The 23,592-nt window shown below is 60.5% G+C and carries 19 protein-coding genes; 5 read left to right on the top strand and 14 right to left on the bottom strand.

Translation table 11 applies throughout. The features are described from left to right. Positions 1-34: 34 nt before the first annotated feature. The 5 genes from ACP7AJ_RS16940 to ACP7AJ_RS16920 form a co-directional block, all read right to left on the bottom strand. Positions 35-2,188 carry an FUSC family membrane protein gene (locus tag ACP7AJ_RS16940; protein WP_426061377.1) on the bottom strand — a complete coding sequence of 718 codons (2,154 nt, stop codon included), beginning with the start codon at positions 2,186-2,188 and terminating at the stop codon, positions 35-37. Positions 2,189-2,348: 160 nt separating this feature from the next. Beyond that, a complete protein-coding gene (locus ACP7AJ_RS16935; RefSeq protein WP_426061376.1) occupies positions 2,349-3,221 on the bottom strand; it encodes a cyanophycinase in 873 nt (290 codons plus the stop codon). A gap of 43 nt (positions 3,222-3,264) precedes the next feature. Then, positions 3,265-4,839 carry an FAD-dependent oxidoreductase gene (locus ACP7AJ_RS16930; protein WP_426061375.1) on the bottom strand — a complete coding sequence of 525 codons (1,575 nt, stop codon included), beginning with the start codon at positions 4,837-4,839 and terminating at the stop codon, positions 3,265-3,267. Between the two features lie 172 nt (positions 4,840-5,011). Beyond that, entirely contained in the window at positions 5,012-5,935 is a 924-nt protein-coding gene (locus ACP7AJ_RS16925; protein WP_426061374.1) for a bestrophin family protein, read from the bottom strand. Between the two features lie 249 nt (positions 5,936-6,184). Continuing rightward, the gene (locus ACP7AJ_RS16920) at positions 6,185-6,598 is read right to left on the bottom strand and encodes a RidA family protein (RefSeq protein WP_426061373.1); all 414 of its coding nucleotides are present in this window, start codon (positions 6,596-6,598) and stop codon (positions 6,185-6,187) included. 182 nt (positions 6,599-6,780) lie between these two features. Between ACP7AJ_RS16920 and ACP7AJ_RS16915 the strand changes: the two genes are divergently transcribed. From ACP7AJ_RS16915 to ACP7AJ_RS16900, 4 genes are all read left to right on the top strand, one after another. Next, complete coding sequence (locus ACP7AJ_RS16915; RefSeq protein ID WP_426061372.1) at positions 6,781-7,602, top strand: energy transducer TonB; 822 nt, start codon at positions 6,781-6,783, stop codon at positions 7,600-7,602. A 219-nt stretch (positions 7,603-7,821) separates the two neighbouring features. Further along, entirely contained in the window at positions 7,822-9,327 is a 1,506-nt protein-coding gene (locus ACP7AJ_RS16910) for a DNA integrity scanning protein DisA nucleotide-binding domain protein (protein WP_426061371.1), read from the top strand. Between the two features lie 95 nt (positions 9,328-9,422). Next, entirely contained in the window at positions 9,423-10,511 is a 1,089-nt protein-coding gene (locus tag ACP7AJ_RS16905) for an alpha/beta fold hydrolase (RefSeq protein WP_426061370.1), read from the top strand. Positions 10,512-10,674: 163 nt separating this feature from the next. After that, a complete protein-coding gene (locus ACP7AJ_RS16900) occupies positions 10,675-13,896 on the top strand; it encodes a VPS10 domain-containing protein (RefSeq protein ID WP_426061369.1) in 3,222 nt (1,073 codons plus the stop codon). A gap of 87 nt (positions 13,897-13,983) precedes the next feature. Here ACP7AJ_RS16900 and ACP7AJ_RS16895 read toward each other — a convergent pair whose 3' ends face one another. From ACP7AJ_RS16895 to ACP7AJ_RS16865, 7 genes are all read right to left on the bottom strand, one after another. Beyond that, positions 13,984-15,585, bottom strand: a complete 1,602-nt coding sequence (locus ACP7AJ_RS16895; protein WP_426061368.1) for an amidase — start codon at positions 15,583-15,585, stop codon at positions 13,984-13,986. Positions 15,586-15,714: 129 nt separating this feature from the next. Continuing rightward, a complete protein-coding gene (locus ACP7AJ_RS16890; RefSeq protein ID WP_426061367.1) occupies positions 15,715-16,218 on the bottom strand; it encodes a DUF4442 domain-containing protein in 504 nt (167 codons plus the stop codon). 393 nt (positions 16,219-16,611) lie between these two features. Beyond that, positions 16,612-17,061, bottom strand: a complete 450-nt coding sequence (locus tag ACP7AJ_RS16885) for a PPC domain-containing DNA-binding protein (protein WP_426061366.1) — start codon at positions 17,059-17,061, stop codon at positions 16,612-16,614. 192 nt (positions 17,062-17,253) lie between these two features. Next, entirely contained in the window at positions 17,254-17,802 is a 549-nt protein-coding gene (locus tag ACP7AJ_RS16880; RefSeq protein ID WP_426061365.1) for a hypothetical protein, read from the bottom strand. 71 nt (positions 17,803-17,873) lie between these two features. Then, positions 17,874-19,100, bottom strand: coding sequence for a hypothetical protein (locus ACP7AJ_RS16875; protein ID WP_426061364.1), 1,227 nt, complete (start codon positions 19,098-19,100; stop codon positions 17,874-17,876). 17 nt (positions 19,101-19,117) lie between these two features. Continuing rightward, positions 19,118-19,897, bottom strand: coding sequence for a hypothetical protein (locus tag ACP7AJ_RS16870; protein WP_426061363.1), 780 nt, complete (start codon positions 19,895-19,897; stop codon positions 19,118-19,120). Positions 19,898-20,021: 124 nt separating this feature from the next. Beyond that, positions 20,022-20,600 (bottom strand): RNA polymerase sigma factor, encoded by a 579-nt coding sequence (locus ACP7AJ_RS16865; protein WP_426061361.1) that lies wholly within the window; start codon positions 20,598-20,600, stop codon positions 20,022-20,024. Between the two features lie 145 nt (positions 20,601-20,745). Between ACP7AJ_RS16865 and ACP7AJ_RS16860 the strand changes: the two genes are divergently transcribed. Next, positions 20,746-20,919 carry a hypothetical protein gene (locus ACP7AJ_RS16860; protein ID WP_426061360.1) on the top strand — a complete coding sequence of 58 codons (174 nt, stop codon included), beginning with the start codon at positions 20,746-20,748 and terminating at the stop codon, positions 20,917-20,919. Positions 20,920-21,332: 413 nt separating this feature from the next. Here ACP7AJ_RS16860 and ACP7AJ_RS16855 read toward each other — a convergent pair whose 3' ends face one another. Together ACP7AJ_RS16855 and ACP7AJ_RS16850 are read right to left on the bottom strand one after the other, a co-directional pair. Continuing rightward, positions 21,333-22,940, bottom strand: coding sequence for an aldehyde dehydrogenase family protein (locus tag ACP7AJ_RS16855; protein ID WP_426061359.1), 1,608 nt, complete (start codon positions 22,938-22,940; stop codon positions 21,333-21,335). Between the two features lie 134 nt (positions 22,941-23,074). Further along, positions 23,075-23,530 (bottom strand): hypothetical protein, encoded by a 456-nt coding sequence (locus ACP7AJ_RS16850; protein ID WP_426061358.1) that lies wholly within the window; start codon positions 23,528-23,530, stop codon positions 23,075-23,077. Positions 23,531-23,592: the final 62 nt, after the last annotated feature.

Raw genomic sequence — 23,592 nt, 5'->3', positions numbered from 1 at the left:
GAAGAACGTCCTGCAGCGCCCAGCCACCTATCCCTCATTTTTCGATAACCAGTGCTTCCGTCACCTTACCAATATCGCCGCTGACCTTCTGTAGAAAGGCGAGTTGCTCCAGCAACGACTTATCGTCGGGGGCCACGGGCGCGGCGGCCTCGGCGGGGAGCAGCTCGGGTGCAGGAGCGGGGTCAGTGGGAGCAATGCGCGTCAGGCTTTTGTGCAGGGTGGCCAGAGCGCTGGTGAGGGCGCGGCGGCCCTCGGCGGGAAAGGGCGGCACGGCGGGCGCGGCCTCGCGTAGGGTGGCGGTGAGGGCCGCAATGTTGGACGAAAGAATGTGGTTCAGCACCACAAACTCGTGGGTTTTGGACGGCAGATGCTGCTTGCTCTTGGGCTCGTTGAGCATGCGCTGAAACGCAGCAGCGAGGTTGGCGCCGGTCACGTACACCTCTTTGCGTAGGAGGCGGTACTCGTTGGGCGGTAGGGGGCGGCCGGCGAGGCGGTTGGCCAGCTGGCGCAGGTAGGTCAGGTTGGCACGCAGGGCCGCGGCCATGTGGTCGGTGAGCTGTTCCGACTCCCAGTTAGGAAACAGAAAGTAACCCGCCGAAAACGCAATGGCGCAGCCAATCAGCGTGTCGGCAATTCGCTCTTCCACCACCCCCACATAGTTCAGGCCGAGGAAACTGAAGAGGATGAGCAAAAAGGCTGTCAGGAAGACCACCGTAACGAGGTACTTGGTGCGCTGAAAGCTATACGCCACCACCATAAACGCCACCAGAATGGCAAACTGTGCATCGGTCCAGGGCACCAGCCAGAGCACCGCCGCCCCCAGCGCCCCACCGGCTAGCGTGCCCAAAATGCGCTCGGTGTTGCGCTGCCGGGTGAGGCTGAAGCCGGGCTTGAGCATGATGGTCACGGTCATCAAAATCCAGTAGTCGTGCTCGCCGCGAGCCAGCCATTGCGCCACGCCAAACGCCACCAGACACGCCACCATCATGCGCAGGGAATGCCGGAACACGCCCGATTTCCGGGTCAGGTTCTGGCTCAGGGCTTGCAGCTCAATTTCCTGATGCGACACAAACTGGCCGTGCTCGGTGGCGCGCTCGGGCGCCGGCGTGGCGGCTAAGCTTTCATCAAAGTAGCGGCGAATGTTGCCCACTCGCCGAGTGATGTCGCGCAGGTTTACTAGAATTTTCTTCAGCACCAGCGTGCTGCCTTCGATGGCCGGGTCGGCGTCGAGGGCGCTGATGCGAACCTGTAGGCGAGCCAGCTCGGCGGTGAGGTCGGGGCCGATGCCGGCGTAGTGCCGGTTGGCCTGAATGGCCACGCCCAGATGGTCAAGCTCGGCAGCGAGGTGGCGGATGAGGGCGGCTACATCGGCCAGCACCCCGCTGGGGCCGTAGGTGGCGCGCACCACGTTGTAGTCGTAGTAGCCCGCAGTGATGCGCTCGTACAAGTCCACCGTTTCCACAAACGTGAGGACCAGACGCCGGCCGGTGCTGGTGGTTTCACTCACAATCTGGCGGGTGCGAAACAGCAGGTCGCGCGCGGCTTCCTGCTTCTCATTCACTACTACCTGCTGCGCCACCAGTTGCCGATAATCGTCGTCGAGGGCCGTTTGGGGGTTGTAGAACCGGGCTTTCAAGTCCAGGAAGCGCGCCAGGGCGTGAATGCACTCGCCCAGGGCCTGCTGGGCTGGCCGGTAGGGCCGCACCCGGTGCACCAGCACCGCCAAGCCCGCGTACCAGAGCCCGCCCAGCAGCAACAGGCCTGCGTGAGGTAGGACCTCCCCCAAGGCGGGCGGGTGGGCCAACACCAACACGGAATTGAGCAAAGCCGCCGTGCCCACGGCCCCGGCGCGGGCGCCCCAGACAAGCAGCATGGTCAGCCCGAAGCTGAGCCCTCCCACAGCCAGGCCCAGCAGCCACACGTTGGTCGCGGCCACGCCCATGAGCAAAGCCGTGGCCACCACTAACGCCAAGGCCGCTAGCATGCCGTTGCGGCGGTGGGCAACGGGCCCGGGCGTATCGGTCACGCTCAAACACAAGGCCCCTGTGGAGACCGTTATGCCAGCCTCAAACTGCCCCAGCTGCGCAAACACCAGCGCCGGCAGCAAAATGGCCAACGTGGTGCGCACCCCATCTGAAAAATTCTGCCCAAAAAAGAAGTACTGAAGGCGGCGCGTTTGGGTATTCATGCAGATGACCGGCAGGGGCAAGCGTTGCCACAAAATTGTCTCCGTACCTGCAAATAACCCATGAATTGTTACGAAGTCCCTTTAGCGCCTATTCGGCCAGGCCCTTGACAATTGGCTGTCATGCCGAGCCCAGCTTCTAGCCTGCCCCCAATTCCTTGCGCTAGCGGTGCATCACCTCCTGCACGGGCAGCGTGAAGCGCTGGCCACAGCCAAGGATGTGCACGTGCAGGTCGCGAATGCTGAAAGGCTCGCCCGGTTCGATGAGGTGAATGTTGGTTGAGGTAGCGTTATGGCCTTCTACCACAGTCACCACGCCGCTGCCAATCACCTCCATTTCGCGGCCCTCGGTAATGACCACACCGGTGTCTTCTTCCAATCCCAGCCCTATGCAGCCGGGGTTAGTGGCAATAATCTGGGCCATGCGAATGATGCGGCCCCGGGCCACAAAGTGCGTATCGATGGCCACGTCACGCAAAAACTGCAGGCCCGTGGTGATGTGAATTTCGTCCTTCAGCATGCCCTGGTTGTTGCGGCCCTGGTAAATCATGGGCGTGCTCATGGCCGCGGCGCCGGCGCTGGTGCCGGCTATCACCACCTCGTCATAAGTGTAGCGCTCCTTGAGGCGCACCAGCCAGGTGGTGCCACCTAGCAAGGCTGTGAGGCGGAGCTGGTCGCCGCCAGTGAACATGATGCCCGCCGCTTCGTCGAGCAGCTTCAGGTTTTGTTCGTCTTCGGCATCGGCCCGCTCCCGGGCATCGAACACCTCCACCCGCTTCACACCCAACGATTTGAACACGTCTACATAGTCCTGCGCGGCGGCTTTGGGCTCCTCCGAGGCCGTGGGTACCACTATCACGGGGCCTTTGCCGCGCAGCTCCTGCACAAACCGGCGCAGAATGGCATCGGGCGCGTTCTCGGCATCGGCCATAACGTCTGTATCGGGGTTCTTCTCTTCGTGTCCGCCAATGGCAATGAGCGTGCCCCGCGGCGCCGGGCAAGCGCTTGCGGTCGATTTTTTTCTACGGGTGGGCATAGAATGGGGGGTGATAAAAGACGGAGGAAGAGGCGCAACTCAATTAGGCTGGCGCCAGGCCGGTACCGGCGGGGCCGTTGAGGAGCTCGCCCAACGCGGTGAAGCGCGAGCCGTGGCAGGGGCAATCCCAGCTTTTTTCCAGACCATTCCAGTGCACCACGCAGTGCAGGTGCGGGCAAATGGCGGAGCATTCGTGGGTGGCGCCTTTTTCGTCTTTGTACACCGCCACTTTGGTGATACCGCGGCGCATCACCGCCCCCGAGCCGTTGGGAATCTCATCGACCGAGCTCACGTCGCCGCCCGTGAGCAGCTCGGTGTACTCGATGGCCACGTTCACGTTTTCCTTGATGTACTCTTGGGCGCTTTCGCGCTTGAGCGTGATGCGGCCCGGGTCGTAGAGCTTGGCCCAGGGGTTCTCCCGGTTCTCAATGAGGTCGGCCACAATCATGGGTCCCAACGTGCCGTGCGTCATGCCGTGGCCCGAGTCGCCGGTGATGATGAACACATTGTCGGAATCGAGGGGGTTACGACCAGCGTAGCCAAGGCCGTCGGTGGGCTCCATCACCTGGCCCGACCAGCGGTATTCAAAGTCCTGCACCATGGGAAACCGGTCGCGGGTCCATTCTTCCAGGCAGCGCAAGCGAGCTTCGGGGTCGTCGGCCTGGCCAGTTTTGTGGTCTTCGCCGCCCACTATGAGCAGGTCGTAGTTGACCTGGCCGCCACGCGGGCCGCTTTCCACTTCTTGCAGGCGCACGTAGTGGTAGGGGTCGGCCATGTCCCAATACAGGGCTTTGGTGACCGAGCCCTTGGGCACCCGCGCCCCCACCACGTAGGTGCGGTAGGGGTGCTGCTTGGTGTGCATCACTACCCGGTCGTTGAAGGGCGTATTGGTTGCCACCACAATGCCTTTCTTAGCCTTCACTTCAAACCCGTCTTGGGTCACAACGTGCGCGTGAGCGCCGCCGTGCACTTCGCTCACGCGGGTATGCGTGCAGATGCGTCCGCCCTGCATGACAATGGCCTGGGTGAGGCCGGTCAGGTATTTCAGAATATGAAATTGGCCCTGGCCCGGCCAGCGCAGGCATTCGCCGGGTTCGAAGCCCACTGTGCCAGCGTTGGTCAGCAGTTCTACGTCGGGCAGGCCGGCGCGATGGGCAGCTTCCAGCTCGTCGGTCAGGTCCTGGTGCGTGCCGTCGGCGTGAAGAAACATAAAGCCGTCGAGGCGGGTGAAGTCGCAGTCGATGTTCTCGGTCCGCACAATGTCCTCAATCATGTCCACGGCTGCCGAGTGGCTTTCGGCAGCCAGCCGGGCGCCCTCTTCGCCGAAAAGGTTCTCCAGGGTAGTGTAGTGGTCGTCGAGGGCAAACGAGAGGTGGGCCGTGGTACGGCCGGACTCACCGCTGGCCAACTCGCCGTCTTCCAGCAAAATCACCTTGCGGCCTTCCTTGCTCAGCAAATAAGCCGTGGTAAGGCCCGCAATCCCCCCGCCTATTATTACCACATCGGCCTTGGCGTTTTCGGCCAGGGGCTCGAAGGTGGGCAGGGGCGATGCCGTGCCGAACCACGACGAAATGGTAGCTCCAGAAGTACGGGCGGGATTGGGCAGTTTTGTGGGCATAAAAAGAAGGAAAAGGTGTGGAGTCCTTGCTTACGCCCGGTTGTGCTTCTGCGTTAGGTTGAGCTTACTTTTTTAGAAGAACGAGGAAGGTAGTGAAGTCTTGGAACGACCAACTCCCCTCCTTGGATAAGGAGGGGAGTTGGTCGTTCTTAATTTTTGCTTTTTGCTTCCTTTAATACATCACGTCGTTCACCGCGATGGTTTTAGGCGGCAGCTCAGTTTCGCCTAGCAGCTCGCGCAGGTCAATCTCGATGCTGCGGCAGATGGCCGTCATGGGCACGTCGTTGATTTGGTTGTCGAATGGGTTTTCGCTGGCGTGGCCCACCAGTTCGATGACGTTGAACACCCAGGACACAAGCATGGCAAACGGTACCATCAGCCAGACGTGGTACTGGCCCAGGGCCTCACGGTGGTCAAACTCCTCAACCAGGCCCAGGGGCAAAACGGCCGCAAAAATCCAGACGAAAACAAAACTGAAATAGGCATACTGGCGCGGAAACGGGGTATTCTTAATCCGCTCGCAGCCGCCCTGGGCATCAAACATGTCCTGAATGGTCTGCATTAAGGCCACGTGGCGGAACTCGCTAAGCAGGCCGCGCTGGTGCAGCATGCGCAACTCTTCGCTTTGGTGGCGCAGCAGGTGGGTGGGCGGGTTGCTCATGCGCCGGGCCTCTTCCGATTCGGCTGGGTCGAGAAGGAAAGGCGCGACTTCGGTTTCCCAGCCCTCGGCCGTTTGGCGGCGCAGGTGCAGGCGCAGGGCGTTGCACCAGCCAATCTGGCGGTAGAGCAGGCGGCGGTGCAAGTCCCGGAGTTCGCTCGGCTCGGGCTGCATCTCGTTGGGGGTGGGCTGCACGAAGTCGAACGCCCGAATGGCCCAGGTGCGGCTCACGTTTACGATGCTACCCCAGAGGCGACGGCCCTCCCAAAACCGGTCGTAGGACCCGTTGCTTTTGAAACCAATATAGAACGCCACGGCTGTGCCCAAAGTAGCAACCGGCTGCCATGGAATATCGAGAAAGTGAAAATTTAACTGACTGTACAGAAAGCAGATAAGAGTATCATACAGGAAAAAGAGCAGCAGCCCGTTGCGTGACATGCGCCAGACAACTGACAGCCGTAGATTTCTGTGAACGTACATGAATAGTTATTAAGTAAAGGAAAACGTGGCAGTGAAAGGCCTTGGCCTAGGCTAACAGGACCGGAGTCACGGCCAGGGGGTGCTTAAAAGAACGAATAATAAATAGCCGAGCAGTAAGCTAACAGCCAGCTAGCTCTTTATTAAATCATTACCTGTTGTATTAATAATTGCAGGCCCTGGCATCAAAACACAAAGTACCACAAACACCTAACAAGAAACCTGGGCAATACATTTAAGCTCGATAGCGATGGGCGTGGGTAGGCAATTTATTTCGAGCGTGGTGCGGCAGGGCTGGGCTGTGACGAAGTACTCGGCATACAGCCGGTTGTAGGCCGCAAAGTCGTCTTTCATATTGGTGAGAAAGACGGTAACGTCCACCAAATCGTCCCACTGGGCACCGGCTTCTTCTAGAATGTAGCGCACATTCTGAAACACCGCGTGGCACTGGCTTTCAAAGTCATAGGCCAGGATGTTGCCTTCTGCGTCGAGCTCCACGCCGGGAATGGCCTTCTGGCCACGCTGGCGTGGGCCCACGCCCGACAGAAACAGCAAGTTACCAACGCGGCGGGTGTAGGGGTATGCCCCAACGGGCTCGGGGGCGCGGGAGGTTTGGTCGGTCATGATATTTTTTGGGCACGAATAAAAATAAACCGCCCCAAAGAACGTCAGCCAGATTGATACCCGGCCGGGGCAGCCTTGGCAAGGTTTTTAGTGGCACGGCCTTCTAGTTGCCGTTCAGGTTGCCGATATTTGTTAAGGTGGCTCTCCCTTTTGCACGTGCTGCCGCTATGCCCCTGTTCCTTATGAAATCCCCACTCCTTCTCTTACTTGGCTGCTTCGGTCTATTTAGCTTCTTCGGCCCCGTTGCCCACGCGCAGAAGCGCAAGATGCCAGCCAAACCCTCGGCCACGGAGGTGTACGACTCGGTGGCTCAGCCCGCCGTGCCGCTGGGCGGCACCGAAAAGTATGCGCGCTTTCTGGGCGAGAACCAGCGCTACCCGGCTTCTGCCATGCAAAAAGGCATTCAAGGCACTGTCAAGGTGAGCTTTATTGTGGAGAAAACCGGCACCGTGAATGAGGTAAAAGTAGAAACCCCGGTTTCGCCGGAACTTGACGCCGAAGCCATCCGCCTCATCAAAAGCGGCCCCAAGTGGACGCCCGCCAAGCACCGCAACCAAGTGGTGCGCCAGCGCATCTACGTGCCCGTTTCGTTTGTAATGTCGCCCGGCAGCGAAACCGTAAAGCTCCCGGCCAAGGACCGCCCCATCACCACCTCTGCCGCCGACATCGCCGCCTCAGTCAACCCCGACCGCCCGGCCGTGGTGGCGCCCGACAAACCCACGCAGCCCGTGGGCGGCCCCCAGGCTTTTTTCGATTGGGTTGAAAAGAATCAGCAGTACCCCTTGCTGGCCCGTCAGCGCAAGATTCAAGGCAAAGTAATGGTCGAGTTCATGGTGCAAGCCGATGGCAGCCTGACCGATGCCCGCGTTATAAAAAAGATGGGCTCCGGCCTCGACGAGGAAGCCTTGCGCCTTATCAAGGCCGCCCCGAAATGGGAGCCTGCCACGTTTCAGGGCAAGCCATTAAAGCAAAAGATGGTGTTGCCTGTTCTGTTCCAGTTGTAATGATTTAGCGACCACTCCCCTCCTCATCTGAGGAGGGGATGTTTGAGCCGATGGCTCGAACGGGGGTGGTTGTAGGCGTTGAACGGTGGCCAAACGATTTCTGTGTGAGTCGTTCGGGTGTCGTTAAACGAATACAACCACCCCAGCTGGCACTTCGCGCCAGCGTCTCCTCCTTGATGTAAGGAGGGGAGTTTCTTGTTCTGCCCTCTTCTCCCTGCCATGACGCCTGTTCTTGCCCCCGCCCCCACCCTGCTCTGGCCGCATCAAGCCCGCTATCGCAAGGCGGCCCAGGCGCTGGCGCAAGACCTGTTCGATGCGCTGGACGAAGAACTGAAGCCCTACGTGGTGCTACTGGCCTTGCCTACTGCCCCAACCCTGCCCGCGCTCTGCCTCGAGCCGGAAGATTGTGGCCTGCCCGCTGAGGCATTCTCTGGGGTGGTGGCCCGCGGCCGCGCCATTCAAAACGCCACGCCCTGGCCCTACCCCGAGCGGGAAGACGTGACCCCGGCCATGCTGCGCCGCAAGCACGAGGGTCTGGGCGTGCGCGACGCCGTGCAGGAAACCCTTGACCAACTGGATGAGCAGGCCCTCTACCAGCACTTTGCCGGCTACCCCATCCAGATTCAGGGGTACTTTGTGGTTACGATTCTGCGCCTGCAGCGCAAACCCATCCGCGCCTATCCTTCGCTGCGCCCCCACCGCTTCTACACCGATGGCCGGTCGCTGGCGCCTTCCCTGTTGGTGGCGGCCATGTACCGCTTCAACGAGGAAAGCGTGAAGGCCCTGAGCGAGCCCGAGCCCGGCGCAGGCTTCATCATTCGCCCCCGCGAAAGTGAAGAGCTGCTGCGCGCCGCCGGCAAAAGCCTGATGGACACACCAGCTCAGGCCCTGGGTTTTGACCCGACTACTACCAAGCTGTTCGCCACCTGCAACACCATCAGCAGCTTGCGCTACGAAGGTGCCGAGGGCGTGGGCAAGCTGCTCTTGGCCCGCCGCGGCCACCCCAACATTGAGGAGATTTTCGCCCTTACCTGCCCCACCGAGCTTACCGACTACCGGGCCGTGCGCAAGCTGCTCGAGATGACCACGCCCGACATTCACCTGCTCGCCGACGGCGAAAGCGTGTATGCCCTGGGCCGCCAGGTGGGCAAGTATGACGCCGTGCGCGAGGATTTGTTCGTCATCAGCTTCGTTACGCACTATTCCTGGGAGCTGCAGCACGACCACCACGTATTGCTGCGCTCGCACTACGGCCTGCCCGGCTTGCCGCGCACCCTACTCAGCCGCACCGGCTTCCGGCGGGCCCTCAAGCGCACCTTTGCCCTCACCGACCCGCTGAAGGTCGAGCGCCTCTGGGACGTGGTACTCGAAGCCAGCCGCCAGAAGCACGGCACGTTGCTGGTCATCACCACTGAGGCTCTGGCCGAAGCCGACCGCCTCAAGCTGCAGTGCACGCTCATTGAGCCCGTGCCGCTCACGCCGCTCATCACCCGCCTCGTCACCAGCATCGACGGCGCCGTGCTGCTCGACCCCGAGGGCTATTGCTACTCCATCGGCGTCATCCTCGATGGCCGCGCTTCCGGCCGCGGCGACAGCACCCGCGGCGCCCGCTACAACTCGGCCCTGCGCTACGTGGAAAGCTCCGACTACCCCTGCCTCGCGGTAGTAGTGAGCGAAGACGGGCTGGTAGATGTCATTACTTCAGTGGAGGAACCCGCAACGTAACGCCTCGCTGGAAATCCGCTTTTTCTGCGCGTCATTTGGGAGATGCTCGGGCTTTGGCCGAGCTTGCTCTTGCTCCTACCCTCCGCAGAATTCCCATGGCCTTATTTCGGCTTCCCCTTTTGCTGTTTTTCTGGCTGGTGCTGGCTGTGGCTTCTGGCCAAGCCCAGCCGCGCTACCCAACCCCGGTGGAAGGCGATTTCGTCCTCCCGAAATTTCGTTTTGAGAGCGGCGAAACCCTCCCGGCCCTAAACCGGCACTACACCACCGTGGGGCAGCCCCGCAAAGACAAAAGCGGCAAAGTGGTCAACGCGGTGCTGGTGATGCACGGCACCACGGGCACCGGCCAGGGCTTTTTGAGCGAGCTGTTTGCCGGCCACCTGTTTGGCCCGGGCCAGCTGCTGGACGCCGCCAAGTATTACATCATCCTGCCCGATGCCATTGGGCACGGCAAGTCGAGCAAGCCCAGCGAGGGCCTGCGCATGCAGTTCCCGAAGTATACCTACGACGACATGGTGGTGGCCGACTACCGGCTGCTCACCGAAAAGCTGGGCGTGGGCCGCCTGCGCTTGGTGATGGGCACCTCCATGGGCGGCATGGAAACCTGGGTATGGGGCTACAAATACCCCGACTTTATGGATGCGCTGATGCCCCTAGCCAGCCTGCCCGTGGAAATAGCCGGCCGCAACCGCATGCTGCGCAAAGCAGCCATCGACCTTATTAAAATGGACCCGGAATGGAAGGGCGGCACCTACACCACCCAGCCCAAAACCGGCCTCACCGGCGCCGCGTCTATGCTGATGGTGATGACAAGCAGCCCCCGCCAGATGCAGCGCGCGGCTCCTACCCGCGAGCTGTCGGAAACAGCGCTGGACAAAATGATGGTCCGTTTCCTAGGCTACTTGGACGCAAATGATTTCATCTACCAGTTCGATGCCTCGCGCAACTACAACCCGGCCCCGCACTTGGCATCCATCAAAGCGCCGCTGTTCGCCATCAACTCAGCCGATGACCAAGTGAACCCGCCGGAGCTTGGTATCCTGGAAACTGAAATTAAGAAGGTGCCGAAAGGACGCTACATCTTGCTGCCCATAACCGACCAGACCACCGGCCACGGCACTCACTCTAACCCGACTATCTGGGGCAGCTACCTACAGGAACTACTGACTATGACGGAGAAAAAGTAAGCACTTTTTTTTACTCAACCTTACTCTATCACAGCCTCACCTGAACGTCATGCTGAGCGCAGTCGAAGCATCTCTACCGCTTCGTTGAGCCAATTGGATTACTTGCACAGTAGAGATGCTTCGACTGCGCTCAGCATGACGTTCTTTTTCAACCCTAACCTCCATGACCCACCCCTACGCTTCCCTGAAAAGCACCTTGCTGCTTTTGCTAATGCTGGCCGTCACGGCCACCGGCTTTGGACAAACCAAGACCAAGCGCCAAGACAAACCCGCTAAAGCCGGCGTGGGCGTACTCGACTCGGCGTTGTACAACGGCCTGAAATGGCGCTCCATCGGTCCGTACCGGGGCGGGCGCTCCTGCACCGTAACCGGTGTATCCGGCCAGCCCAACCTCTACTATATGGGCGCCACGGGCGGCGGCGTGTGGCGCACCAAAGACGGCGGCGGCACCTGGGAAAATATCTCGGACGGCTTTTTCGGCGGCTCCATTGGGGCGGTGGCCGTGAGCGAGGCCGACCCTAACGTGCTGTACGTGGGCGAAGGCGAGAAAACGGTGCGCGGCAACGTGTCATCGGGCTTTGGGGTGTGGAAATCGACCGACGCGGGCAAGAGCTGGCAGAACGTGGGCCTAAAGGATTCGCGCCACATCGGCCGCATCCGCATTCACCCGCGCAACCCCGATTTGGTGTACGTGGCCGCCATGGGCGACCTCTACCAGCCCAGCGACATGCGCGGCGTGTACCGCAGCAAGGACGGCGGCAAAACCTGGCAGCGGGTGCTGTTTGCCAATAAGGACGCCGGTGCTGTCGACCTGACCTTTGACCCCAGCAACCCACGCATTCTGTACGCCACCACCTGGAACGTGCGGCGCACGCCCTACGGCTTCTCGTCGGGTGGCCCCGGTTCGGGCCTGTGGAAAAGCACTGACGGCGGCGACACCTGGAAAGATATTTCGCGCCACGACGGCCTGCCCAAGGGCACGCTTGGCATTGGTGGCGTCACGGTTTCGCCGGTCAACTCCAACCGCGTGTGGGTGCTGCTGGAAGCCGAAAACGGCGGCCTGTTCCGCTCCGACGACGCCGGCCAGACCTGGAAAAAAACCAGCGACGACCGCAACCTGCGCCAGCGGGCCTGGTACTACACCCGCATCTACGCCGACCCCAAGGACGAGGACGTGATGTACGTCATGAATGTGTCGTACCACAAAAGCAAAGACGGCGGTCGCACCTTCGAGGCTCGCAACGCCCCGCACGGCGACCACCACGACCTGTGGATAGCGCCCGAAAACTCGAACCGCATGATTATCGCCGACGACGGCGGGGCTCAAATCAGCAGCGACGGCGGCCTGAACTGGACCACCTACTTCAACCAACCCACCGCCCAGTTCTACCGTGTGGTGACCGACAACCACTTCCCCTACCGCATCTACGGCGCCCAGCAGGACAACTCCACGGTGCGTATTCTGCACCGCACCAGCGGTAACACCATTGGTGAGCGCGACTGGGAAGTTACCGCCGGCTCGGAAAGCGCCCACCTGGCCGTTGACCCCACCAACCCCGACATCGTGTACGGCGGCAGCTACGGCGGTCTGCTCACCCGCGTAGACCACAGCACCGACCAGACGCGCGCCATTAACGTGTGGCCCGACAACCCCATGGGCCACGGCGCCGTGGACTCGAAGTTCCGCTTTCAATGGAACTACCCCATTCTGTTTTCGCCCCACGACCCCAAAAAGCTATACACCGGCTCGAACCACCTGCACGTGAGCACCAACGAGGGCCAGTCGTGGACGGCCATCAGCCCCGACCTGACGCGCAACGACCCCAAAACCCAGCAATCGTCGGGCGGGCCGCTCACGCAAGACAACACCAGCGTGGAGTACTACGGCACCGTCTTCGCCATTGCCGAGTCGCCAGTGGAGCAGGGCATTATCTGGACCGGTTCCGACGACGGCTTGGTGCAAGTGACCCGCAACGGGGGCAAAGCCTGGAGCAACGTGACGCCCAAGGGCCTGCCCGAGTGGAGCCAAATCAACAGCATCGAAGCCCACCCTATCGCCAAGGGCACGGCCTACATCGCCGCCACCCGCTACAAGGCCGGTGACTTCCGGCCCTACCTCTACCGCACCACTGACTACGGCCGCAGCTGGAAAAACATCTCCACCGGCATCCCAGCCACGCACTTTACCCGCGTGGTGCGCGCCGACCCCAAGCGCGCCGGCTTGCTCTATGCCGGCACCGAGTACGGTCTGTACGTATCGTTCAACGACGGCGGCAACTGGCAGCCCTTCCAGATGAACCTGCCCCTGGTGCCCATCACCGACCTCACCCTGAAAAATGACAACCTGATTGCTGCCACCCAAGGCCGTGGCTTCTGGCTGATTGACGACCTCACGCCCCTGCACCAGCTCACGCCCGCCGTGGCCACCAGCAAGCTGCACCTGTTCAAGCCCATGCCCAGCTACCGGCTGGAGGGCTCCGGCACCCCCACCATTCCCAAAACCGCGGGCCAGAACCACCCCGGCGGCGTGCTGCTGCACTACTACCTGCCCCAGAAGGTCGACACTGCCAGCACCCTCAAGCTCGAGATGTTTGATGCCAGCGGCAAGCTCATTCGGGCCTTCACCAACAAGCTTAAAGTTGACAAAGACAAAAAGCCCCTGCCCGGCGCCGAGAAAGACCAACTAGCCACCAAAAAAGGCCTAAACCGCTTTGTGTGGGACATGCGCTACCCCGAGGCCAGCAAATTTGACGGCATGATACTCTGGGGCGGCGGCACTCAGGGCCCCCAGGCCGTGCCCGGCACCTACCGCGCCCACCTCACCCTCAACAAGGAAACACCCCAGGAAACGGAAGTAGTCATCCTAGCTGACCCGCGCGCCAAAGCCACCCCCGAGGACCTACAGGCTCAATTCAATTTCCTGCAGGAAGTGCGCGAAAAGCTCACCGAAACCAACGACGCGGTGCGCGACATCCGCACCCTACGCGGCCAGCTTAAAGCCCTGACCACGCCGCTAAAGGCCGATGCTGCCTACCGCGAAATCGTGCAGGCCGCCGAGGCCATCGACAAAAAGATGACCACGGTAGAGGAAAACCTGTACCAGACCAAAAACCGCAGCGGCCAGGACCCACTCAACTACCCAATTCGTCTGAATAACAAGCTCGCCAACTTGGTAGGCCACGTCAGCGAAGGCAACTACCAGCCCACCGAGCAAGCCATCGCTGTGAAAAAGGAAATTACCGAGCAGATAGACCAGCAATTGGGTGTGCTGCGGCAGCTGCGCGAGCAGGACGTGCCGGCTCTAAACAAGCTGATTCGCGATAAGGCGGTGGATGTCATTACGGTACCAAAGGCAAAGTCAGCCGTGGCGCCTGCCTCACTGTGAGTCCATTGCCTTGTTTATCGCAGAACGTCATGCTGAGCTTGCCGAACGATTGATAGACAGAACCGACGTTAGCACTAGAAACTGCAGCTACTTACCGCCCGCACCCGTCACCGGCAGCGCCGGAAACAACGCCGGCGCCTTGCGATGCCGCGTGGCCTGTTCGTAGGCAAAGGCATACTTTATCAGCGTAGCCTCGTCAAAGGAGCGGCCCAGAAACTGCAGGCCCGCGGGTAGGTTCTCATAAGTAAAGCCCATGGGCACGGTGAAGGCCGGTTGGCCCGTGTGCGGCGCGATGAGCTGGCTGTTGTCGCCCTTATAGCCTTTGAAGTCGCCAACTTTAGCGGGCGGGTGGTTCCAGGTGGGATACACCAACGCACCCACTTGGTAGCGGTCCATCACAGCCGTGACGGCGTTGCGGAAGGCAATGCGGCGCGGGTCGGTATAGGCCTCGCCGCAGCCTTCCGTAGCCACATCAGTTGAGGCAACGCCATTGGCAAGCTCATTTTGCAGGTTTTCTTTGATGTAGGCCGAATATTTACCCGAGGCTAGCACTTCGTTGATGTTTTTCACGGGCGAGGTGGGTCCTAGTTCGGCCAGGTAGGCATTGACATCGCGCTTGAAGACCGAGCACCACTGGTCTTTGCTGACTTTCGCAAAGTCCGGAATTTCCACATCGATTACCTCGGCGCCAGCTTGGCGCAGGTCGGCCACGGCCTTTTCGAACAGAGCCTTCACCTGCGGGTCGGGGCTGCACTCACTCAGGGTGCGCAACACGCCAATGCGGGCTCCTTTCAGACCGTTCTTATCCATGAATTGGCGGTAGCCGCCCTGCGGAACTTTGCCCGCGCTGTAAGCAGTGAGCGGGTCGGCAGGGTCGGGCCCGACCATAACTTCGAGTAGCTGGGTGGCATCGGCCACGGTGCGCGTCATGGGGCCACCGGTGTCGTTGCGCAGGTAAAGCGGGGTGATGCCAGCCCGACTCAGCAAACCCAGTGTGGGTCGGAAACCCACTAAAGCGTTGTGTGACGACGGCCCACGGATGGAGTTGCCAGTATCGGTACCAAGCCCTACGGTGCCCAGGCTAGCCGCTACAGCGGCCGCCGTGCCGCCGCTCGACCCAGCCGGCACATGGTCGAGGTTGTACGGGTTTCGGGTTTCGCCCGCAATGGAGCTGATGGTGACCATGGGGCTGAAGGCCCATTCGGCCATGTTGGACTTGGCCAGCACGATGGCGCCGGCCGCCTTCAGCGACTTCACCATCGTGGCATCGGTGGTGGGCGCAAACCCTTTGAGGGCGGCCGAGCCGGCTGCGGTTTGCAGCCCCGCGGTATTATAATTGTCTTTCACAATCACGGGAATACAGTGCAGTGGGCGCAGCTTTTTAGTGCGGCGGTATTCCGCATCAAGCTGCCGGGCCGTCTCCAGCGCTGCCGGGTTGGTGACCACAATGGAATTGAGCTTGGTGGGCTGGTCGTAGGCCGCAATGCGGGCCAGGTAGGCGCTTACCACCTGCTCGCAATTGCAGTCGCCCCGCTTCAGGGCGGCGTGAACGTCCTCAATAGAGACTTCCGTTACTTCAAACACCTGCTTTTTGTCTTCTTGCTTATGAGGTGATGCAGTACAACTGCTCAGCCACGCAGTAGCTAGCGCGAGCAGGAATGAAAACCAGGACTTGGAAAGTGCGCGCATAAGAACAGACCGGAACGGTGGCAATGGACGAGACAGGTGGACGTCGGCCAAAAGTAACGGCTGATTTCCCTAATAGCGCGGCATCATTTCCAGTCTAAAGCTATTCCAGGTTCGTGTAAGAAAGACAAATCAGACGGCCTGACGCTTTGCTTTAAATGACCAGGTGATGCGAAACACCGCTACTATGTCGCCGGCCTCGTCGAAACCAGTGCTCGTGCACACCACGGTGCGTCCTTCGCCGGTTGCGCGGCTTTCGGCAATGGCCTGGGCTATTAGCGGGCCATCGGCCGAGGTGAAGGAAATCAGGCCGACGGCTTTCTTAGTGAAGTCCGCTTCCATCTTGGTCACCAGCATCGACACGGGGCTGCCGGCCTGCACGTGCATCATGGCCTGAATGCCACTGGCGAATTCAGCAGCCATGGCCAGGCAGGCAAAGTAGATGCTGCGAAACGGGTTTTGGGTAAGAAACTTAAACCCTATGGTAACCACGGCCTGCTCTGGCGTGAGCTGCGTAAGGCGCAAGCCCGCCAGCCACGCCATGGGCAGCTTCCGCATCAGAAACAGGTGCAGCTTGACGGGGCTCAGTACCTGGCGGCGAAAAGTGGCGGCTTGGGGCGTTTCGGTAACAGTCATAATCTCGAAGGCAAACTACTACAGAAGCTACCGCCATTGCGGCGCTGGACGGCATTGGCTTTTCTTGTCTAGTACCAATACCACTTTGTTAAAGTTGACCTTGTTTACCACGGACATCCTCTGCAAGCGGCGCCCGAATGTGCCAGCCAAGCGGCACGACGGCTATTTCCGCAATGAAAGTTACTTAATGCTGGTGCAAAAGCATTCGTCCCATTAAGAACGTCATGCTGAGCTTGTCGAAGCATCTCTACTACGCAAGTAATTCCAACATTAGAGGTTAGTTACGCAGTAGAGATGCTTCGACAAGCTCAGCATGACCATTCTTATTTTATTCGGTTACTTCTGCATCAGCACTTAGAACGCCCCGTAGCGCTTATAGCTTCATTAATTCTTCTACTTCTTCCGGGTGGCGCGCTTGGGGGCCGGAGCCGGATGCACTACTAGCTCCCGGTAGCCAAACGCAGGGTCGGCTTCGCGCTTAAATTCCAGCGCGGGCAGTTCGCCGAGCACAATCTCGGCCGTGGTATACACCACGCAGCCATCGAGCAAGTGCCCGCCAATGGTGCGTCCTGTGCTGTCGGAAACGGCCAGGTGCAGGTGCGAGCCGTTGGTGGAAAGGGTACCCACCAAGGACACTATCTCGAAATGGCCCCGGTACACGGTGGGTCCTTCATGGTTGGCCAACCGCAGGGTGGTTACGGTGAGGCTGCCCACGCACGTGAGCAGGGCACCGGCCCGAATGTGGTTCGTCTGCACAAAAGCGGTCAGCTGTTGGCGTAGGTCATCGCCGGACCGCAGGCGCAAAGCATAGGTTTTCAAGGGCGAATGCAAAGCAGCAGACACGGCGGAGGGGGCTTGGGCATTGACTGGACCGGCACAAAACCCAAGCAACGGCAGTAATAGGAAGGGACGGAACACGCCGCAAGGTAGGCTGGCCAAGAAGCACACGGGCCGGTTACCCCTGCGCGTAGCCCAAACCGACATCGTCGCTTTCGCCGGCTACTGGTACCGCTTTCAGTTCGCCATCGGTTTCACCTACTGGACTACGGGCTGGGTCAGGTCGAAATCGGCCTGAAACCGGAGCTGGCCGCCGCGCTTTAGAATGTAGCTAAAGGTTTTCTGGTCTTCGCTCAACACGGTTTCCCATTCGTTGGTGGCCGCGGCGGGCAGCAGCTTGGCCGTGTAGTCGTCGGCTGGAAAGCTCTGGCGGTAGGCCGTGCCGCCGGCTTTGGCATAGCCGCCGTACATCGTCACCGAATCGGGCGTGCCATCGGGGTGGCGGTGGTCGTGCTTCAAAAGCAAGCCCTGGGGGCTTTTGGTGAACACCCAGGTGCGGGACTTATTTTCTCCCACCTGAAACGGCACCCGAATTTCGGTATCGGAGCAGCTCTGCACGCGCATCAGCAGCAACTGGCCGGCAAATGGGTCTTTTCCGCCTTCCGGAAACACAGCTTTGCCGCGGTACGTCTGGTTGCACAGGGCACCCAGGCGACCAAAGAAATCGGTGGGCACCGTCGTGGCAGCTCTCCGGGAGCTGACGCAGCCAACGGCCAGCACAGCCAGGAGCAGTAGTAGGTTTTTCATGCGGAAGAAGTGATTTGAGGCGCCAGCCCCAGCATTGCTACTAGGGAGTTGGCAACGTGACTACCGCAAACCTACTTGCAAAACCGCACAGTACCGTAGCGCACCTTGATGTTGACGTTGCCGGCGTTACGGGCCGGGGCCTCGCCACCAAACACGCCGAGCACGTCGCTGGTCTGGGGGCCGTTTTCCTGCGAAAGCACTCGCACCATGTCTTTATCAACCAGCAGCTGGCCCTGCTCGGTGCTCACGTCGAATCGGAAGCTGGGCGACTCGGCAAAGCCCAGCCGGATGGTACTGAAGCCCCCATCGAGGTTTACCTGCTGGAAATTCGGCCCCATGTCGCGCACCACAAAGTCGGGGCAGTAGCGCAGGGCCATGTCCAAAGCCTGGTCAAGCTTGTCGACGGTGAAGCGCGTGTAGCCTGATGACCCGCGCAGGTTGCGCACCGTGCCCAGGGCCACGTCGCCGTACTTGCTGTGAATGGTCAGGTCCTGCACCTTGCCAATTTCAATGTCAGAATGATTGTTTCGCAGGTCGACCGCCGTGCCTTGTTCGAGGCGCAGGCGGGCATAGCTGGCATCAATGCTGGCCGAGCCAGCGTAAGGGATGCTGCAGTTACCGTTGGCGATACGCACCAAGTTGTGTTTCCCCTCCAGGCGGCCGGTGCGCAGGGCCCCGTACTCCACGGCCAGGTCGGTGTTCCCGCTCAGGGCGCCGTTAATGGTCACTTCACCGAAGTTGTTGTAAATACTCAGGGCTGTGGTACGGGGCAGCCACACGGTGTAGTTCACTTCGTAGCGGCAGCCGCCGGCCCGTCCGCGCAGCAAGGGCCCAAACTGGGTGCTCACGGCCACACCACCGGTTTTGGCATCGTAGTCCAGCCATTGCACGCCCAGGGCGTCCAGCACCTGCCGGGCACCGGCTTCGGTTTCGGAGCGGGCCACCAATTCAGCTTCTACTTTAATCTCGCTCTTGCCCCAGGGGTTTACCTGCACCCGGCCGTAGCGCGTGCTCAGCGAAAACGCCCGACCTCCCTTGGGCACGTCATAGCTGCGGGTGACGCGCCGACGCTGCTCGGCCTGCAGCACCGAAACTTCCTGACCGGGTTGGTCGGGCTGCTGCGGGTTTTGGGACGCGCCAAACGAAAACTCATCGGCGGTAAAAGTTTGTATTTCCATCACTCGCACGCTCATGCCGGGGCTAGGCGCAGCCAACTGGCTGCCTTGGGCCACGGCCCCCAGCGGGGGCAGCAGTCCGGCCACTGCCAGCAAGGCCAAGCCCAAGGCCTGCCAAATCATACGAGGGATTAGTAGTGTCATTTGGCGTGGTGCTTGCTGTCAGCCAGCACGTAAGAGCTTGGGTTGCGGTCAGCTTCGGCAGCGGCGCCCAGGTGCAGTTGCTGGTCCAGTATATCGAGGCGAACCTGCAGGTTGCGGTTCATGGCGGTAAGCACGGCGTCGGGCTGCGGGTGGTGCAGCAGGTCTTGCTTCAGCTCGCGGTAGCTCGAGTCGAGCGCCACCAACTCGCGCTTCCAGTCGGCCCGCATAGCCGCCATGCCGGGGCCGCTGAGCTTATGCAGCTCACTCTGGCGGCGGGCCAGCTGGTTAGTATAATAGGCCTCCATGCCCCGTACGGCCCGCACCAGCTGGCTGTCGGCCCCGGCCGAGCGGTCGGCGGCGGTCATCGCAATGGGGGTAGCAGCTTGATAGAGGGCCGCATCGGGAGCCTCAATGGCGTTGCTGTTGCCAACAGAATTGATAGCGAGAGTCTGTTCTTCGACTTTTTGGCGCGATTTCCAGGCCTCGCTGGCCCCAGCGGCAAATACCAACAGCGCCAGTGAAGCGGCCACGCCGTAGCGCTGCAGCCAGCCGCCCCGCACATGGGTAGAAGCTGCGCCTCCACCCGCAACGGGGACAGAAATAGTAGTTTCGGCCACGCCCGTCAGGCGCATTACCGGGGTGGCAGACGTAGCAACGGGTTCGGACAACTGCTGCTCGAGCGCCGCCCAAAGGTCGGGGCGCGGCTCGTGCGTGTCGAAATCGGCACGGTGCCGCTCGACGAAGTTTTCCAGTGAATTGTTCTTATTAGAGTCCATGAATGAGGAGCAGACGCACAGTTCTTCCAGTTTAAAGGGGGCGCGGGGCTATAGTGAAACCGCGACCGGGCGAAAAAGGATGAAGGGTAGTGAAGAAATGATAACGATGTTAAACAATAGATAATTAACTCAGGCCACGCTGGGCGGCCAACTCACGCAACCGGACCCGCGCCCGGCTGTATTGGGATTTGGAGGTAGACTCGGAGATGCCCATAATGCTGGCAATTTCGAGGTGGTCGTAGCCTTCCAGCAAGTACAGGCTCAGCACCACGCGGTAGCCGTCGGGCAGCTCCTGAATGCAGCGGCGCAGCACGTCGGCGCGGTAGTGAGTATCGGCCTCGTCATCGTAGGAAACGCTGCTCAGGTCGGCCGGTTCCTCGTGGTGCTGCTCGCCCAGTGGCACCAGCGACAGCCGCCGCTGACGCAAACAATTTATACTCTTGTTGACCACAATGCGTTTCAGCCACGCCCCAAACGAGGAGTCGCCTTTGTAGCTGCTTAGCTCCCGGAAGGCGCTCAGGAACGACTCCTGCAGCACGTCTTCCGCCTCGGCGTAGTCACCGGTGATACGCAGGGCCGCGTTGAACATGGCCTTGGCGTAGCGACGGTAAATTTCGGCCTGAGCTTGGCGGTCATTCAGGCGGCAACGCTCCACGAGAGGAGCGTTGATGTCAACATAGGCGGAGGTAGCGAGAGCTTCCATGCAGAAAGAAGGAGTTAAGCGGCTTAAGCAAGTAAAAGACTACGCGGCCGGGATGAGGGTTGCACCCCGGCCAGGGGTTGTGCACATGGGTAAATTTAACTGCCAACTACCTTTGTTCAAGTACATTCCTTAATTCTTATTTTTCGTGCTGCGTCAACTACCCCTTGTCCTTTTATTGTTCTCGCTGCTGGCCTGCAGCAAGTCAAATTCCAGCCCTACCATAAACTTTGGCCAGGGCGGAGGCATTACTTACCGCGACGGCAGCAACCGGCCCGCTGGCCCCGGCGACCCCACCGATTGGACATCAGATGCAACCTAGAACCAGCAGGAACAAGCATTATTCCAATCTCTGGGGGTTGATTTAAATAGTACGGCGCAAGGTCAGGCAGGCATTACAGGAGCCTACCCCAACCCGGCGTCTCAGTCGACAATCTTTGGGTATTCAACACCGCTTATGGTGGCATGCAAAATCGTCGTTGTCAACGCGAGCTATCGGGTGATTACTGAATCCGGCTCAACAACTCCCACCCGCGAACTAACACTCATGGTTGACCTTACCCGCAATGGATTTTCCAATGGGCAACGGTACCGGCTTTACTATGTACTCTACAACGGCTCGACGCTTTACTACAAAGGGCATGGTGACATCAAAAAAGTCTAATAGAAAAAGCCCCGCTAGTATTTAGCGGGGCTTTTTCTATTCAGCCATTTAGTTGGGGTAAGACCGACGCACTACACGTCGAATTTAATACCCTGTGCCAGCGGCAACTCCGTGGAATAGTTGATGGTGTTGGTCTGGCGGCGCATGTAGATTTTCCAGGCGTCGGAGCCAGACTCGCGGCCGCCACCCGTTTCCTTTTCGCCACCAAACGCGCCGCCGATTTCGGCGCCGCTCGTGCCGATGTTCACGTTGGCAATGCCGCAGTCGGAACCGTTGGCCGCCAGGAAGGCCTCGGCCTCGCGCATGTTGAGAGTGAAAATGCTACTCGACAGGCCCTGGCGCACGTCGTTCTGCAGCGCGATGGCATTTTCCACGCCGCCGCTGTAGCGGATGAGGTACAGAATGGGCGCGAAGGTTTCTTCCTGCACCGTGTGGTAGTGGTTTTCCACCTCTACCAGGGCGGGCTGCACGTAGTGGCCGCCGTGCAGCTCGGCGCTGCTCAGCACTTGGCCGCCGGTGAGCAGCTTGCCGCCTTCGGCCTGCACCTTGGTCAGCGCTTCGCTGAACGTCTTCACCGCGTCACCGTCAATCAGCGGGCCAACCAGCGTGCCTTCCTGCAGCGGGTGGCCAATGGGCAGCTTAGGGTAAATACTCAGCAAGCGGGTCTTCACCTCATCAAAAATGCTGTCTTCGATGATGACGCGGCGGGTGCTGGTGCAGCGTTGCCCGGCCGTGCCCACGGCCCCGAACACGATGGCGCGAATGGCAATGTCAAGGTCGGCGTTTTTGGTGACGATGATGGCGTTGTTGCCACCCAGCTCCAGCAGGGCACGGCCCAGTCGGGCGCCTACTACCTCCCCTACTTTGCGGCCCATGCGGGTGCTGCCCGTCGCCGATACCAGCGGCACGCGCCGGTCGGCGGCCATGGCAGCGCCAATGTCAGCCCCGCCAATAATGACGCTGAACACGCCCTCGGGAATATCGTTTTCAACCAGCACGTCGTCAATGATGTGCTGCACGGCCACGGCTGTGAGGGGCGTTTTCTCAGAAGGCTTCCAGATGCTCACGTCGCCGCACACAGCGGCCAGCATGGCGTTCCAGCTCCACACGGCCACCGGGAAGTTGAAGGCCGAGATAATGCCCACTAGGCCCAGGGGCTGGTACTGCTCATACATGCGGTGCGCAGGGCGCTCCGAGTGCATGGTGAAGCCGTGCAGTTGGCGCGAAAGGCCCACTGCAAAGTCGCAGATGTCAATCATTTCCTGCACCTCGCCGAGGCCTTCCTGCAGGATTTTGCCCATTTCGGCGCTCACCAGCTTGCCCAGCGGCTCCTTGTATTCGCGGAGCTTGTTACCAATCTGGCGCACGATTTCGCCCCGTTTGGGCGCAGGCACCAGGCTCCAAGTTTTGAATGCTTCCTGGGCGGTTTTTACTACAGTGTCGTAGTCTTCCACAGTGGCAAAGGCTACACTGGCAATGCGGCGGCCATCGGCAGGAGCGTTAATGGTGCGGCGCTCGGTATTGGCGCTGCCACCCCAGTTGCGGCCGGTGCTGTAGGCAGCGTTTTCAGCTTCTACGCCCAACTGGCGCAGCACGTCCTGAATGCCGTGGGGGTCTTCGTGCGGGTGCGGTACGGTTACGTCGGCAGCCGAAGTGGCTTCTTCGAGAGCTTGCTTCATGGGAAGAGATGGAAATGCGGTGGGATATTGCTTGCACAAAGCTACGGAAACCCTCGGCCACCCCCGAAGCGGGGCGCGGGCCGGCAGCGGTTCCCACTATGGCACTGGCCGTTTGGGTCTTTGCCCGGAGCCGGTTAGCGCGTTGGCGCGCTATCGCGCACTTGCATACCGGCCCGTTCCTGCTGGTCCTTCAGCCAGCCCATGGCCTCGGCTTCGTCGTCGTAGAACAGCGGATAAGAATCGAGCGTGGCGGCGTGGCGGAGGTGAAGCTTTATTTCGGCGCTTTCGGCGGCCAGGCGCTGGTGCGGGCCGGCCAGGTAAGCGGTGAAAAGCGGACCTTCCAACGCTGCCGCTACCTGCGGCGAAAACTGGTCCCGGAACCACTCGTTCAGGTCGGGTCCAGCCAACGGGCGCCGGCGCAAGTCCAGCAGCCAAAAGCGGCAGTTGCCATTCTTCCGGGCCGCCGACAGCATGGCCTGGTAGGTACCCTGCAGCTCGGGCGGAGGCAGGGCCTGCAGCCAACGGCCGATAAGAATCCCGAGGTCGGGACGATACTCTAACGAAAAGGCGTCGGTTGAGAATGTCGACACAGATGAGCGGATGAGTCTAATAATAAAAGCCTATACGGCAGCTTGAATAAGGAAGTTAATGC

Origin of the sequence: Hymenobacter sp. B1770 (assembly GCF_049896385.1) — a bacterium.
Lineage (GTDB): Bacteria > Bacteroidota > Bacteroidia > Cytophagales > Hymenobacteraceae > Hymenobacter.
The sequence above is the reverse complement of the archived record's forward strand: the minus strand, read 5'-3'. Positions and strand labels throughout refer to the sequence as shown.